Genomic DNA, 13,106 nt, shown 5'->3' on the forward strand with positions numbered 1-13,106 from the left:
GGAGGAGGTGCCGCCCACCACGCTGCGGCTGCTGCACACCATGCCCGTGCCCGCGCTGGTCGTCGGCCGTTTCCTGGACGTGCTGGCCTGGAGTCCGCTGGCCGGGGCGCTGCTGGGCGAGTTCACCCAGCGGCCGCGGGCGCGGCGCAACCTGCTGGCACTGCTGTTGCACCCGGAGGCGGACCAGACCTGCCCGGAGCGGGCAGCCACCGTCGCCGAGCTGACCGCGATGCTCCGCGCGCAGGTCGCCGCCCATCCGGGCCATCCGCGCGCCGCGGAACTGGTGGGTGAACTCGCGGTCCACAGCGGTGAGTTCGCCACCCTGTGGGCCCGCCACGACGTGGACGAGACGACCCGTGGCCGGATGCGCGTCGACCACCCGCTGGTCGGGGAACTGAACCTTGACTGGGACGCCTACCCGCTGCCAGGTGATCCCGGTCCGATGCTGATCGTCTACACCGCCGAAGACGGCGGCCCCGACGCCGAACGACTCCAACTGCTCGCCGGCCTGCTGGACACCCGCTGAAACGAAAACCCCGCCTCCTGCTGTTTGTTGCCACAGCCCAGGCGGCCTCCACCGTCCGATTGGCCGGTGGGCGCAAGCCAGGAGTGCTGACAGTCCTGGATATCGCCAAGGGCCTCGAAGTGCGGCCCGGGGAACTCTTGAGTCATCATCAAGCAGCGTTCTCCCAGTTCAGAGCTTCCCCGTAGGAGAGACGCAGCCAACGCCGAATTGGCCGGGCTCGTCCGAGACAACGCCGACGGTTTCAGGAGATGGCCCGCAGCGTGCTGTGCCGGCTCCTGCGGCGGAGTTGTTCGACGGCCTCGGCGGTTTTGTCGTCCGAAGGGAGGAGGACGGTCAACTGCTGCGCATCAGTGGGGAGTTCGAGTGTCTCCCGCAGCAGCCGGAGCTCGCATCCGGCTGGATGGCTGAGTCGGAGGACTCCGCGTTGCGGACACCATCGGCTTCTGACACGCACGCTTCCCGTCGGACGACCCGGCATGGCCCGAACGGAATTTCATGCAGCTGCAATGATTAATCCCTCAACTGCCTGCTGGACATGGTGTGGTGAAGCCTCAGCACTGCCCACGGTCTGAAGGCGTCCGGTGAAGCAGAACCCCGCCTCCGCACCGTCCTCGTTCCTCACGGACTCCGCCGCCGTGCCGCGTCCGGCCGACGCTCAGAGTGGCGAAGCACCGGCGAACCCGGGCATGCACCTTCTGGACAACGCGGTCTGGGCCGCGCTGGCCGGACCGCAGGCTCGCTTCGCGGAACGGGTGGGCCGGGCCGCCCGGTATCCGGCCGACGTCTACGCGTTTCGCCGCCCTTGCCGAACCGGCGGATCCTGTCGCGTGGGCCGACCTGTGCACGCTGGTGGGGGCCGGAACCACTGCACGGATCAAGGGAGTTGAAAGTGTCCCCGGTGGCTGGGTGGTCGTCGGTGGCGGCGGGGGTGTCTAACTGGTCGACACCGGGCTGCGGGCCGAGCACGCTCCGGAAGCGGTACGGCTCGGGCCCGACGACGTACCGGAGATCCTGGACCTGGTCGCACACACCAGAGCGGGTCCCTTCCTGAAGCGGACCGTCGAACTCGGCACGTATCTCGGCATCCGGGACAAGGGCCGGCTCATCGCCATGGCCGCCGGATACGGCCCGTGGGTCCGCAGCATCCGCACGGCCGAGGGGGCCATCGAGTATCCGACCCCGCAGGAGGACCGCGTCCATCCATGGACCGATGAGGACCGCGAACTGGTGCGCGACCGCCCCGACACCCAGTTCGTCGGCTCGCCCGGCCGGGTCGCCGACCGGCTGGCACGGCTCCAGGAGGCCACTGGCGCCGACGAGTTGCTCATCACGACCATCACCCACGACCACGCCGACCGGGTGAGGTCGTACGAACTGCTGGCGGAGGAGTGGAGCCGGAGGTGAACGGGAGGCCCGGCGCGCGGGAAACCGCCGCCGGGCCTCCCCTGCACAGGTCAGCGAGGAGTGACCGCGGGACCGACCGGAGTGTCCCCCACGTCTTCCTTTCGTCGGTACGGTGGTCAGGCCGCGGCGGCGGACTTGACGGCGTGGGCGACCTGCGCGCGCAGGTCGACGAACTCAAGGCTGGCCCAGCTGTTCCTCGAACACAGCCCGGAGCGCCGGCGGACGATGCTGCGGTACGTGTACGGCCGGTGACCACCTCCCGGTACCGCCGATCGGGCAGGGGCGCATGCGTCGGAGACAGTGATGTGGGGAAGCCGAAGGCTGCTTCCCCACATCGATACGCGACCTGACGAGGGCCGCCGAACTCCCGCAGAACGCCCTCTCACGGGCACGTCGGGGGCATCCGAACCTGGCCGCCTGAGTCAGGGCGCTATGACGATTTTCCGCCCCTGGCCCGCGGCGAACTGGGCGAGAGCCTGCGGGTAGTCGTCCAGCGGGAGACGGTGGCTGATGAACACCTGCGGGTCGAGCACTCCCGTTGCGAAGAGGTCCGCCGCGCGTTCGAAGCTGTGCAGGACGGCCATCGATCCGGTGATGGTGATTTCCTGGTTGTAGATGCGATAGGGCGAGATGGTGGCCGTTGTCGCGTAGTCCGAGACGCCGAACTGCAGGAATGTCCCCGCCTTCGCGACGCGGTCCAGGCCGTCCTGGATGGCGGCCGCGTTGCCGGTTGCGTCGATCACCACCTGCCAGCCGGCAGGCTGCTGGAACTCCTCCGCCGAGGCGGCCGCCCTTGAGCAGCCGAGATTCTCGGCTGTGGCGAGGCGTTCGGGGTTGAGGTCGATGACGTCCACCGAAGCGGCACCGGTGCGCTTGGCCAGCTCCAGCATCATCAGGCCCATGGTGCCGCTGCCGTAGATGAGTACGTTTGCCCCGATCTTGGCGTTGAGCACGTCGTATCCCCGGACCGCGCAGGACAGCGGCTCGACGAGGGCGGCGTTCGCCACGTCGACATGCTCGGGCAGCCGGACGCAGTTGGCGACAGGGGCCACGGCGTATTCCGCGGCGCCGCCGGCAACGGTGACGCCGATCGCGGCCCACCGGTCACAGAGGTTGTTGCGGCCGTTGCGGCAGTAGCGGCACTCGTTGCAGTACAGCGACGGGCCGACGGCGACCCGGTCGCCGATGGCCAGTTCGGTCACCTCGGTGCCGAGACCGACGATCTCTCCGGCGAATTCGTGGCCGGGGACGATGGGCAGACTCGGCGCGAACTCGCCCTGGAGGATGTGCAGGTCCGTGCCGCACAGCCCGCAGGCCGCCACGTCCACCACGACCTCGCGCGGCCCTGGGGTGGGGTCAGGGACTGTGGTGACAGTGACCTTGCCGGGGGCTTCGATGACGGCGGCTTTCACTTGACTGCTCCTAGGGACAGGCCGCGAACCAGCTTGTCCTGGGCAGCCCAGCCGGCGATGAGGACAGGCAGGGACACCAGGGTGGCGGCGGCGCACAGACGGGCGAGGAAGAGCCCCTCGTTGGTGATGAACCCGACGAGGAAGACGGGAGCGGTGGAGGCGTTGGTGGCGGTGAGGTTGACGGCGAAGAGGAACTCGTTCCAGCTGAAGATGAAGCAGATCAGCGAGGTGGCGGCGAGTCCGGGCATGGCGACGGGGCCGACGATGCGCAGCAGCACGGTGGGCAGGCCGGCGCCGTCGACCTCGGCGGCTTCCAGGATCTCCTTGGGGACCTCGGCGAGGAAGGAGCGCATCATCCAGACCGCGATCGGCAGGTTCATGGCGGTGTAGAGGACGATCAGTGTCCACACGTTGTCCAGCATCCCGGCGTCCTTGACGATCAGGTACACCGGCAGCAGGGCCGCGATGGCGGGGAGGAACTTGGTGGACAGGAAGAAGAACATCACGTCGGTCCACTTCTCGACCGGCTTGATGGACAGTGCGTAGGCCGCCGGAACCGCAAGAGCGAGGACGAGGAGCGTCGAAATCACGCTCGCCATGGCCGAGTTGAGAAGGTACGGGGTGATGTCCCGGCCCAGCAGCAGCTCGTACTGGTCCAGGGTGAGGGGCGCGAGCAGGCTGGGCGGGTTGGTGGCGGCGTCGGCCTCCTGGTGGAAGGAGGTGAGCACCATCCACGCGACCGGGGCGAAGAAGGCCAGCGTGGCCAGCCAGGCGGTGAAGGTCCACCCCGGTGTCAGCCGCGGTGGGCCGCCGTGGTCGTCCTTGCGGCGGAGGAACTTCCTGAGCCCGGTCCTGGGGGCGGCGACTGCTGCGTGCGCGGTCATCGGGAGACCTCCTCGCGGAACAGTGACGCGATGGTCCGCAGGGCGAACGTGGCGACGACGATGGAGCCGATCACGACGACGACGCCGGCGGCGGCCGCCTCGCCGTACTCGTACTTGCGGAACATGGTCAGGTAGATCTCGTAGGGCAGGTTGGTCGTCTGCGAGCCGGGACCGCCCTGGGTGATGGTGAAGACCGCGTCGAAGGTCTGCACGACATAGATCGTGCCGAGCAGGACGCCCAGTTCGATGTACTGGCGCAGGTGCGGCAGGGTGATGAAGCGGAAGGTCGCCATGGCCGACGCTCCGTCGACGCGGGCCGCCTCCAGAACGTCACCGGGCTGCGCCTGCAGACCGGCCAGCAGGATGAGCATCATGAACGGCGTCCACTGCCACACCAGTGCGACGACGACGGCCGGCATCGCCGAGTTCGACACCCAGTCGACGGTGGGGCCGTTCTCGGCTCCGAAGAGCCGGTAGACGGCGTTGAGGGTGCCGTTGAGCAGTCCGTAGTCCGGGTTGTAGATGGCGTGCTTCCACAGCAGCGCGGCCGCGACGGGCATGACCAGGAACGGCGTGATGAGCAGGGTGCGTGCCAGGCCCCGGCCGGGGAAGCGGCGGTCGAGGAGGAGTGCCAGACCCAGTCCGAGGACCATGCTGATACTCACCACCGACGCGGTGAGCACGATGGTGTTCAGTACCGCCGTGCGCAGCCTTTCGTCGGTGAAGACGAAGGTGTAGTTGGACAGGCCGGTGAAGTGCCTCTCGCCCGGCTTGAGGATGTTCCACTGGAACGTGGAGATGACGAGCGTGGCCACGAAGGGCAGCTGCGTCACGATGACCGTGAAGATCAGCGCCGGCAACAGCGGGAAACGGCGACGCCACTTGTGCACCGTTTCACGCCTGCCTGGCTGATGCGGAGGGTGTGTGCGCACCGCTTTGGGCGCGGGAATGAGCGTGGTCATGAGGGGTCCTTGCGCCGGCCGGTGACGGCCGGGGGATGGGGAAGCGGTGCCCGGCCGGCGCCACGGCCGACCGGGCGAGGGGAGGTCACTGGTAGGTCTTGGCGGTTTCCTCCGCGAGCTTCTGGCCCTTGTCCAGAGCCTTGTCCACGCTGGTCTTGCCCGCGATGGCCGCGGAGATCTCCTGCGTCACCTTGGTGCCGAGATCCTGGAACTCGGGGACGGCCACGAACTGGACGCCCACCGTGGGCCGCGGCTGCACACCGGGGTTGGTCGGGTTCGCCTGCTCGATGGACTTCAGAGTGATGTCGCCGAAGGCCGCGGCCGCCTTCTGGTACTCGGGAAGCTCATAGGTGCTGGCCCGCTTCCCGGCGGGAACGCGCGACCAGCCGAGCTCCTTGCCGACGAGCTTCTCGTACTCCTTGCCGGACGCCCAGAGCATGAACTTCGAGGCGGCGTCGGCCTTCTTGGTGGTCTTGGGCATCGCCCACGCCCAGGTCCACAGCCAGCCGGAGCTGTCCGTCCTGTCCACCGGTGCGTACGAGTAGCCGACCTTGCCGGCGATCTTGCTGGACTTGGGGTCTTCCAAGGAACCGGCCGCGCTGGTCGCGTCGTACCACATCGCGACCTTGCCCTGGCTCAGTGCGTTCAGGCACTCGGTGAACCCGGCCTGCGGGGCCCCCACCTCACCGTGCTTCCTGACCAGGTCGACGTAGAAGTTCGTCGCCTTCTTGAACGCCGGGCTGTTGACCTGCGCCTTCCAGTCCTTGGTGAACCAGGTGCCGCCGAAGGTGTTGACCACGGTCGTCAGCGGCGCTCCGAGCTCGCCCCAGCCGGCCAGACCGCGCAGACAGATGCCCTTCATCCCTGGGCGGGCGCCGTCGACCTTGGCCGCGATGTCGGCGACCTGCTGCCAAGTGGGCTTCTCGGGAACGGTGATGCCCTTCTCGGCCATCACCTCCTTGTTGTACATGAGCATGGAGGACTCGCCGTAGAACGGCAGGGCGTAGAGCTTGCCGTCGTCTCCGGACAGCGACTGGACCATGGGCTTGAGCAGGTCGGCCTCGTCGAAGGCGGAGTCCTTACCGGCGTAGGAGCTCAGCTCGTGCAGCCAGCCGTTCTTGTGCCAGATGGGCACTTCGTAGGCGCCGATGGTGGCCACGTCGTACTGGCCGGCCTGGGTGGCGATGTCCTGGGTGACTTTGTCGCGCAGTTCGTTCTCGGGAAGGATCGTGAAGTTGACCTTGATGCCGGTGTCCTTCGTGAAGGTGTTCTTCGTCAGCTTCGCGATGTCCTCCATCTGCGGGTTGCCGACCATGAGGACGTTGATGCTCTCGCCCCCGCCTCCGGAGCTCGACCCGCCGGCCCCGCTGCACGCTGCCAGCATCGAGCCTGCGGCCACGGCGGCGAGCACGGCGCGAGCGCTTCTCCCGGCATGGGTGATTTTTCGGATGGTCATGGCTGACTCCAGAGGTGTTCGAGGGCATGGGAGGCCCAGGCCCGGTCGAGCGAGTGCGTGATGAGTTGGAGAAGGACGCAGGTCAAACCCGGATGACTTGCGGCCCCAGAAGGAAGTAGCGATGGGCTTCGGATGCAGGAAGCCCGGTGTCGGTGACGATCGCCTCGATGTCTGCGATCTCGGCGAAACGACAGAAGCTGGTCGCTCCGAACTTGTTGTGGACGCCCGAGAAGACCCGGCGTCGGGAAGCGGCCACGACCTGCGCCTTTACATCGCTCACAGCGGGGTCCGGAGTGGTGAGTCCCCATTGGCGAGAGATGCCGTTTGCGCCGACGTACGCCAGGTCGATGACGAGGCCGGACAGCATGTGGGTCGCCCAGTGATCGACTGTCGCCAGCGTGGCGCCTCGTACGCGACCACCGAGCAGCAGCACGGTGACGCTCTCCACGGCGGCCAGGGTGCCGGCCGCGGCGAGGGAGGAGGTGATCACGGTCAGCGGACGGTCGCGAGGCAGAGCCGCGGCGATGAGCTGTGGGGTGTAGCCCTCGTCGATGTACACCGTCTCCGCGTCACCCAGCAGTTCCACGGCGGCGGCAGCGATCCGCGACTTCTCCCTGACCTGACTGGTGGTGCGGTAGGAGAGCGTCGTCTCGAAGCCGGCGCTCTCGACGGGGTAGGCGCCGCCGTGGGTTCGCCGCACCAGCCCGTGAGCATCCAGCAGGTTCAGGTCGCGCCGCACGGTTTCCTTGGAGATGCCCAGGTCGGCTGCGGTCTTGCCCACATCCACGGAGCCGACACGACGTGTGGCCTCCAGGATGGCGCGTCGGCGTTCTTCGGCGTCCACGGCGACACCTCCCCTCCGCGATTCCGACCCGACACTCGGCCCGGCCTTTTCCGGTCTGGCGCATTTACGCCTTCACAGAGCCCGGCCCGTTCGGGTTCATGCGGACTATTTATAAGCACGCACAGCCTCATGAACAGGCAAAACGTCACGAGTTCCATGACCGGATGTGACCGTTTCGAATGCGGTATTTCCGCAGACAGGGGCCTTCTTCGGCCAATAACGGAGCAAGATCCCCACCCGGGTCGGCTCGGAACGTGCCCGTTTGCTGCCTGCTCCCCGACTGAGGGGGAGCCGATGACGGTCATCAGCCGATGACGGTCGTCGTCGTGCGGCGGGGGCGCTGAAGTGCGCAGGCCGGGACGCCAAGGGCTGCCCCACCGTCAACGCCTGGAACGGCGACGCGGACGGGCGGAGCACCTGCCTCAGGCGGCCGCACCCTCGCGGCACGCGGCCGAGTTGCTCATTCCCTGCGCCATGAGCGGAAGGCATTGAACACGCTTCGCCGTCATCGGGACGTCTTGAAGTGGCCCCGGGAATTGGTGCGCGCAGGGAGCACGCGATGAACTTCCTTGGTTTCAAGCCGGAGATGATGTCCGGCCCGGAGACCGATGGTCGTCAGCGTCGCCCGGCGTCGAGGGCAGCGAGGCCGCCACGGACGGCAGCAGCCGTCATGTCGAGCTGGTTTCGCTCCTGCACCCGCCAGTCGGCATCAATGCGAAATGGGTCACCTGTGAAGCGGGGGAAGACATGCAGGTGAACGTGGAGAACCTCCTGGAAAGCGGCTTCCCCGTCCGCGAGGAACAAGTTGACGCCCTCACACCGCAAGCCTGATCGGCGCAGTGCGCGCCCGAGCCGATGCGCCACTTTCCAGACCTGGACGCCGACGTCCTCCTGAAGGTCCTCCAGTCCCACCGCGTGGGCCTTGGGGATGACCAGCAAGTGGCCTGGGGTGACGGGCTGCGAGCTGTCCTTCGAGGACTACCGGGCGCCGGCCGAGGCCGTCCTCGGCGACGCGGAGGGCAAGGGTTTCGCGCAAACGATGAAGGGCCTGGAGACCGGCCGTCTCCAGGTCGCCGCGCGGGCACTCGGCGTGGGCCGCGCGGCCCTGGAGGACTCACTCACCTACGCCCAGGAGCACGAGTCGTTCGGCAAGCCGATCTGGAAGCACCAGTCGATCGGCAACTACCTGGCGGACATGGCGACTTCGCTCACGGCGGCCCGGCAGCTCACCCTGTACGCGGCCCGAGAGGCCGATGCCGACCGCCAGGTGGACATGGAGGCCGGCATGGCGAAGCTGTTCGCCTCCGAGACCGCCATGCAGATTGCCCTCAACGCCGTGCGCATCCACGGTGGTTACGGCTACTCCACGGAGTTCGACGTCGAACGCTGCTTCCGTGACGCCCCGCTGATGATCGTCGGCGAAGGCACCAACGAGATCCAGCGGAACGTCATCGCGAGCCAGCTCGTCAAGCGCGGTGGTCTGGACGCATGATGATCGTTGCCCTGTGAAGCACCTGCCCGACGCTGCGAGTGCCCGGTGTCTCTCCGCAACCTGACCTGACTTTCGACCGGGAGGACGTTCGATGTGTGGGAGGCGAGCGAGTCGGCCGCTATGACGTCCACTGCCGTCCGGTGGCGTCGGCGTTGCTTCGTGGACACGGCTGCCTCAGGGCAGCCGTGTGCATTGAGGCGTCGAGGCGGACCTGACTCGCGTTGCCCCCGGCAACGGCTGCACGGTGGACGTGCTCTCCAACGCGGGTGCGACGCGGAGGGAGGGGGCTGCACCACCTTGGCGTACGCACGGTCTCCGTGCTGTCCGCCTGCGTGCGAAGCCGTCCCTGCCCGCCATCGCCACCGCTCCACAACTGCTCTGTCCGTTGCGCGGCTTCAGCTGCGGATCATCGACATCAGCAGCTGGTGGGTTTCGCCGTCGGCGGCCACTACGAGTCCGCCGCCTGCCTGTCCGATCGGGGCGCCGTCGATCCCGGTGACTACGCAGCCGGCAGCCTGGCACAGCGCGATGCCGGCAGCGAAATGCACACTCTCGGACAGGTTGCCGCCGTCCGTGACGTATGCGGCGCGCTTGCCGGCGGCGACCCAGGCCAATGCCAGAGTCGTGGACACAACCCGGGGCCGGAACCGTTCCACGAAACGTTGCTGGGCCAGCAGGTTCACAGCCCGGAAGCCGGGTGCGCTGGGGAACGGCGGATCCAGATTGACATCCACGAGTCGAGTGGCAGATGTGGGCGCCAGCTGAGCATCGCCACCTTTGTGGCGCACCCAGGCGGTCTCACCATCGGTGAAGAAGACCTCGCCACTGAACGGGTCGGCCACTGCGGCCGCACCACTGCGCAGCGCCACGTTGACGGCCACGAGCATGCTGCCGACGGCGTAGTTCAGCGTGCCGCAGAGGGGATCCACCAGCCACTGACGCGCGGCCCCTGCGGCGCCCTGCTGTCCGCCTTCTTCGCCAAGCACACCGTCATCGGGCCGAGCGGCGTGGATGACGCTGAGGATCATCTCCTCGGCATCAACATCGGCGGCGGTGGCGAAGTCCCCGGCGCCCTTGTCGCTGCGGGCGAGGCGCTGCCCGTACAGGTTGCGTATTACGTCGGCGCCGGCACATGCCGCAGCTATCGCGACCTCGGCATCGTCAGAGCCCGCAGACGAGTTGATCATGTCACGCAGGATATCGGCGGCCGAGGCTCAGATCTTCGACTGCCAGACCCGTCCCGATGCTCGCAATCGAACGCGCTGCCACGCTCCGCGACCACTCCCCAAGATCTGTGCCAGAGCCCAGAACTTCAGAGACGCCGTCCTGCGGAGATGGTGGCCCGGTCAGAACCCGCGAAATGGCGCTGGTCGGGACACTGGCGGCCGGGTCGGGTAACCCCCGTGTGCTTTCTTGCTGCCCCATGCGTGGCACCAGGTGTGGCAACACCGGTCAGGATTCAAGAAGCGCCGGTCACGGATGCACAGCTAGCGTGAATGACATGACCTCAATCGATTTCCTCACCCTTGAGGTGGCCGACCCCGCGGCTGCCGAGCGTTTCTACACGGATGCCTTCGGGCTGGGCAAACAGGTACGTCTGCGGGCTTCGGAGGAGCCGACGTCCGGCTTCCGCGGGTTCACGGTGTCGCTCGTGGTCTCCCAGCCGTCGATCGTCAACGGCTTCTTCGGCGCTGCCCTGGCCGCCGGTGCCACCGAGCTGAAGCCCGCCAGGAAGTCGTTGTGGGGCTACGGCGGCGTCGTGCAGGCCCCGGACGGCACGATCTGGCAGCTCGCAAGCTCGTCGAAGAAGGACACCGGCCCGGACAGCCGGCACATCGATGAGATCGTTGTCCTGCTGGGTGTCTCGGACATGGCCGCGACCAAGCAGTTCTACGTCGACCGCGGCCTCACGGTCGCGAAGAGCTTCGGGAGCAAGTACGTCGAGTTCGACGGTTCGGCGAGTGCCGTCAAGCTGTCGCTGTACGGACGTCGCGGCCTGGCCAAGGTCGCCGGAGTCACGCCGGAGGGCAGCGGGTCCCACCGTCTGACCATCGGCGGCGGCGAAGAGCCCTTCACCGACCCGGACGGGTTCGCGTGGGAGCCCGCGGCGGCATGAGGTTCCTCCCACGGACGGCCGCCGCGCAACCGGACGTCAGCTCTCCTGACCCGCTCCGGTGAGAGCCGCTCGTGCCCGTGCGGCGCGTACGGCCGCGGACAGGGTGGCGATGTCGTAGGCGCCGTGGTGGCGACGGCCGTTGACGAAGAACGTGGGGGTCCCGGACACCCCGCTGAGGTCGGCGGACTCCACGTCCGCGGCAACATGGGCGGCGCCCGTACCGGCTCTCAGGTCCGCGCTGAAGCGGTCCATGTCGAGGCCGATCTCCTCGGCGTAACGGAGCAGATCCTCAGGCCGCAGCTCTCCTTGATGACGCATCATCTGCTCGTGCATCTCCCAGTAACTGTTCTGGCGGGCGGCGGCTTCGGCGGCTTCCGCGGCGAGCTGGGCGCCCGGGTGCACGTCGGTGAGCGGCAGATGCCGCCATACGTAGCGCAGGTCCCCGAAGTCGGCGAGCAGCTCGCGCACCACGGGCTCGGCCAACCCGCAGTAGGGGCACTCGAAGTCCCCGTACTCCAGCAGGGTCACGGGTGCGTCGAGGGGGCCGCGTACGTGGTCGCGGTCCATGTCGACGGGATCGCTGAGGTCGACGATCGTGCGGCCGGTGCCGAGGAGGGCTCGGGCACGCGAGGGCCGCGGAAGGGCGCCGATCACCGCGGTGACCAGCCAGGTGAGGAGGAAGGCGCAGAGGACGGCGGCCAGGATGCCGATCTTCGCCTGCTCCAGCACGTCCCCGTCGAAGGCGAGGGTGGCGATCAGCAGGGACACGGTGAAGCCCACCCCGGCCAGGGTGCCGCCGGCCGTGATGGCGCCCCAGCCGACGGGTGGGTGCAGACGTCCTCCGCTGAGACGTGTCGTGAGCCAGGTCGCGCCGATGATGCCGAGCGGCTTGCCGAGGACATAGCCGAACAGGATGCCGAGGGTGACCGGTGATGTGAAGGCGTGGGCCAACTGGCCGGCGCTGAGAGCGATGCCCGCGTTGGCGAGGGCGAACAGCGGCACGATCACATAGCTCGTCCATGGGTGCAGCATCCGCTGGAGGCGGTCATTGGGGGAGAGCGTCGAGGCGATCTGACGTCGTACCGAGCGCCCGAGTTCGGGGGTCGGCTGTTCGCGGAAGCGTCTGAACAGCCTGCTGGCCTGTTCCAGGTCGCGGCGCTCCGCCGGTCGGGCATAGGTCAGCAGACCCATCGCGAGGCCGGTCACCACCGGGTCCACCCCCGACTTCAGGAGTGCCACCCAGATCGCCGTGCCCAGCAGCGCGTACAGGGCGGGGATGCGCATGCCTAGGGTGCGTCGCACCAGCAGGACGACGGCGAAGAGCGCGAGCGCGGTCAGCAGCGCGGGCAGGGAGATGGCTCCGCTGTAGGCGAAGGCGATGACGGCCAGGGCAAGGAAGTCGTCGACGACGGCGACGGTGAGGATGAAGACCCGAAGACTGCCCGGCAGCCGGCTCCCGAAGACGGCGAGCATGCCCAGCGCGAACGCCGTGTCCGTCGACATGGCGGCACCCCAGCCGTGCACGGAGTCCTCGCCCGCGTTGACGGACAGATAGATCGCGACGGGTACGAGCATGCCGCTGAGCCCGGCGAGCAGCGGCAGGGTGATCCGCCGACGTTCGCGCAGCTCGCCCATGTCGAACTCCCGGCGTGCCTCCAGGCCGACGACGAAGAAGAACAACGTCATCAGCCCGCTGTTCAGCCACTCGCGCAGGTCCAGCGACACAGAGCTCGATCCGATACGGACCGACAACTCGGTTCCCCACAGCGCCTCGTACGAACCGGCGGCGATGTTGGCCCAGACGAGGGCGGCGAGGGCGCCGACGAGCAGCACCGAGGCACTGCCGGTCTCCGTCCGAAGGAAGGCACTCAGGGGGCCGCGCGTGTCCTGGCCGCAGAGGGTCTGTCCCGACGGGGGTGAGGTCTCAGGTGGCACGGTCACCCCACAAGTCTGACCCCACTCAGGACCCGGCACCCGGCGAAGCGCGGACGGCCGCCACCGACGGCCCGG

At 68.0% G+C, this 13,106-nt stretch carries 9 protein-coding genes and 4 pseudogenes; 4 read left to right on the top strand and 9 right to left on the bottom strand.

The features are described from left to right. Nucleotides 1-526: pseudogene (locus tag O3Q52_RS35595) on the top strand (XRE family transcriptional regulator); the annotation flags it as partial. A 241-nt stretch (nt 527-767) separates the two neighbouring features. Here the strand turns inward: O3Q52_RS35595 and O3Q52_RS35600 are convergent. After that, nucleotides 768-956: pseudogene (locus O3Q52_RS35600) on the bottom strand (transcriptional regulator); the annotation flags it as partial. Nucleotides 957-1,636: 680 nt separating this feature from the next. Between O3Q52_RS35600 and O3Q52_RS54250 the strand changes: the two are divergent. Then, nucleotides 1,637-1,930: pseudogene (locus O3Q52_RS54250) on the top strand (LLM class flavin-dependent oxidoreductase); the annotation flags it as partial. 422 nt (nt 1,931-2,352) lie between these two features. On the opposite strand, the gene O3Q52_RS35610 reads toward O3Q52_RS54250, so the two are convergent. From O3Q52_RS35610 to O3Q52_RS35635, 6 genes are all read right to left on the bottom strand, one after another. Continuing rightward, nucleotides 2,353-3,342 carry a zinc-dependent alcohol dehydrogenase family protein gene (locus tag O3Q52_RS35610; protein ID WP_269652757.1) on the bottom strand — a complete coding sequence of 330 codons (990 nt, stop codon included), beginning with the start codon at nt 3,340-3,342 and terminating at the stop codon, nt 2,353-2,355. Next, nucleotides 3,339-4,226 (bottom strand): carbohydrate ABC transporter permease, encoded by an 888-nt coding sequence (locus tag O3Q52_RS35615; RefSeq protein WP_269652758.1) that lies wholly within the window; start codon nt 4,224-4,226, stop codon nt 3,339-3,341. Before O3Q52_RS35615 ends, O3Q52_RS35610 begins: the two co-directional genes overlap by 4 nt. Next, nucleotides 4,223-5,188: a carbohydrate ABC transporter permease gene (locus O3Q52_RS35620; protein ID WP_269652759.1), complete on the bottom strand. Its 966-nt coding sequence runs from the start codon at nt 5,186-5,188 to the stop codon at nt 4,223-4,225. Before O3Q52_RS35620 ends, O3Q52_RS35615 begins: the two co-directional genes overlap by 4 nt. A gap of 85 nt (nt 5,189-5,273) precedes the next feature. Next, nucleotides 5,274-6,644, bottom strand: coding sequence for a sugar ABC transporter substrate-binding protein (locus tag O3Q52_RS35625; RefSeq protein ID WP_269652760.1), 1,371 nt, complete (start codon nt 6,642-6,644; stop codon nt 5,274-5,276). Between the two features lie 82 nt (nt 6,645-6,726). Continuing rightward, complete coding sequence (locus tag O3Q52_RS35630; protein ID WP_189842377.1) at nt 6,727-7,488, bottom strand: DeoR/GlpR family DNA-binding transcription regulator; 762 nt, start codon at nt 7,486-7,488, stop codon at nt 6,727-6,729. Between the two features lie 615 nt (nt 7,489-8,103). Further along, nucleotides 8,104-8,427: an HIT family protein gene (locus tag O3Q52_RS35635; protein ID WP_269652761.1), complete on the bottom strand. Its 324-nt coding sequence runs from the start codon at nt 8,425-8,427 to the stop codon at nt 8,104-8,106. Between the two features lie 19 nt (nt 8,428-8,446). Here O3Q52_RS35635 and O3Q52_RS35640 point away from each other — a divergent pair. Then, a pseudogene (locus O3Q52_RS35640) lies at nt 8,447-8,980 on the top strand (acyl-CoA dehydrogenase family protein); the annotation flags it as partial. Between the two features lie 395 nt (nt 8,981-9,375). Here O3Q52_RS35640 and O3Q52_RS35645 read toward each other — a convergent pair. Next, nucleotides 9,376-10,167 (bottom strand): inositol monophosphatase family protein, encoded by a 792-nt coding sequence (locus O3Q52_RS35645; protein WP_269652762.1) that lies wholly within the window; start codon nt 10,165-10,167, stop codon nt 9,376-9,378. 314 nt (nt 10,168-10,481) lie between these two features. Between O3Q52_RS35645 and O3Q52_RS35650 the strand changes: the two genes are divergently transcribed. Beyond that, complete coding sequence (locus tag O3Q52_RS35650; RefSeq protein ID WP_269652763.1) at nt 10,482-11,096, top strand: glyoxalase; 615 nt, start codon at nt 10,482-10,484, stop codon at nt 11,094-11,096. A 36-nt stretch (nt 11,097-11,132) separates the two neighbouring features. Here O3Q52_RS35650 and nhaA read toward each other — a convergent pair whose 3' ends face one another. Next, nucleotides 11,133-13,031, bottom strand: a complete 1,899-nt coding sequence (gene nhaA, locus O3Q52_RS35655; RefSeq protein WP_269652764.1) for a Na+/H+ antiporter NhaA — start codon at nt 13,029-13,031, stop codon at nt 11,133-11,135. Nucleotides 13,032-13,106: the final 75 nt, after the last annotated feature.

This window comes from Streptomyces sp. ActVer, from assembly GCF_027270795.1.
Lineage (GTDB): Bacteria > Actinomycetota > Actinomycetes > Streptomycetales > Streptomycetaceae > Streptomyces > Streptomyces umbrinus_A.

What these genes read in the sequence shown, in the direction of transcription:
- O3Q52_RS35615 (WP_269652758.1), bottom strand. Translation starts at nt 4,226, where the DNA reads ATGACCGCGCACGCAGCAGTCGCCGCCCCCAGGACCGGGCTCAGGAAG.
- O3Q52_RS35620 (WP_269652759.1), bottom strand. Translation starts at nt 5,188, where the DNA reads ATGACCACGCTCATTCCCGCGCCCAAAGCGGTGCGCACACACCCTCCG.
- O3Q52_RS35625 (WP_269652760.1), bottom strand. Translation starts at nt 6,644, where the DNA reads ATGACCATCCGAAAAATCACCCATGCCGGGAGAAGCGCTCGCGCCGTG.
- O3Q52_RS35645 (WP_269652762.1), bottom strand. Translation starts at nt 10,167, where the DNA reads ATGATCAACTCGTCTGCGGGCTCTGACGATGCCGAGGTCGCGATAGCT.
- O3Q52_RS35650 (WP_269652763.1), top strand. Translation starts at nt 10,482, where the DNA reads ATGACCTCAATCGATTTCCTCACCCTTGAGGTGGCCGACCCCGCGGCT.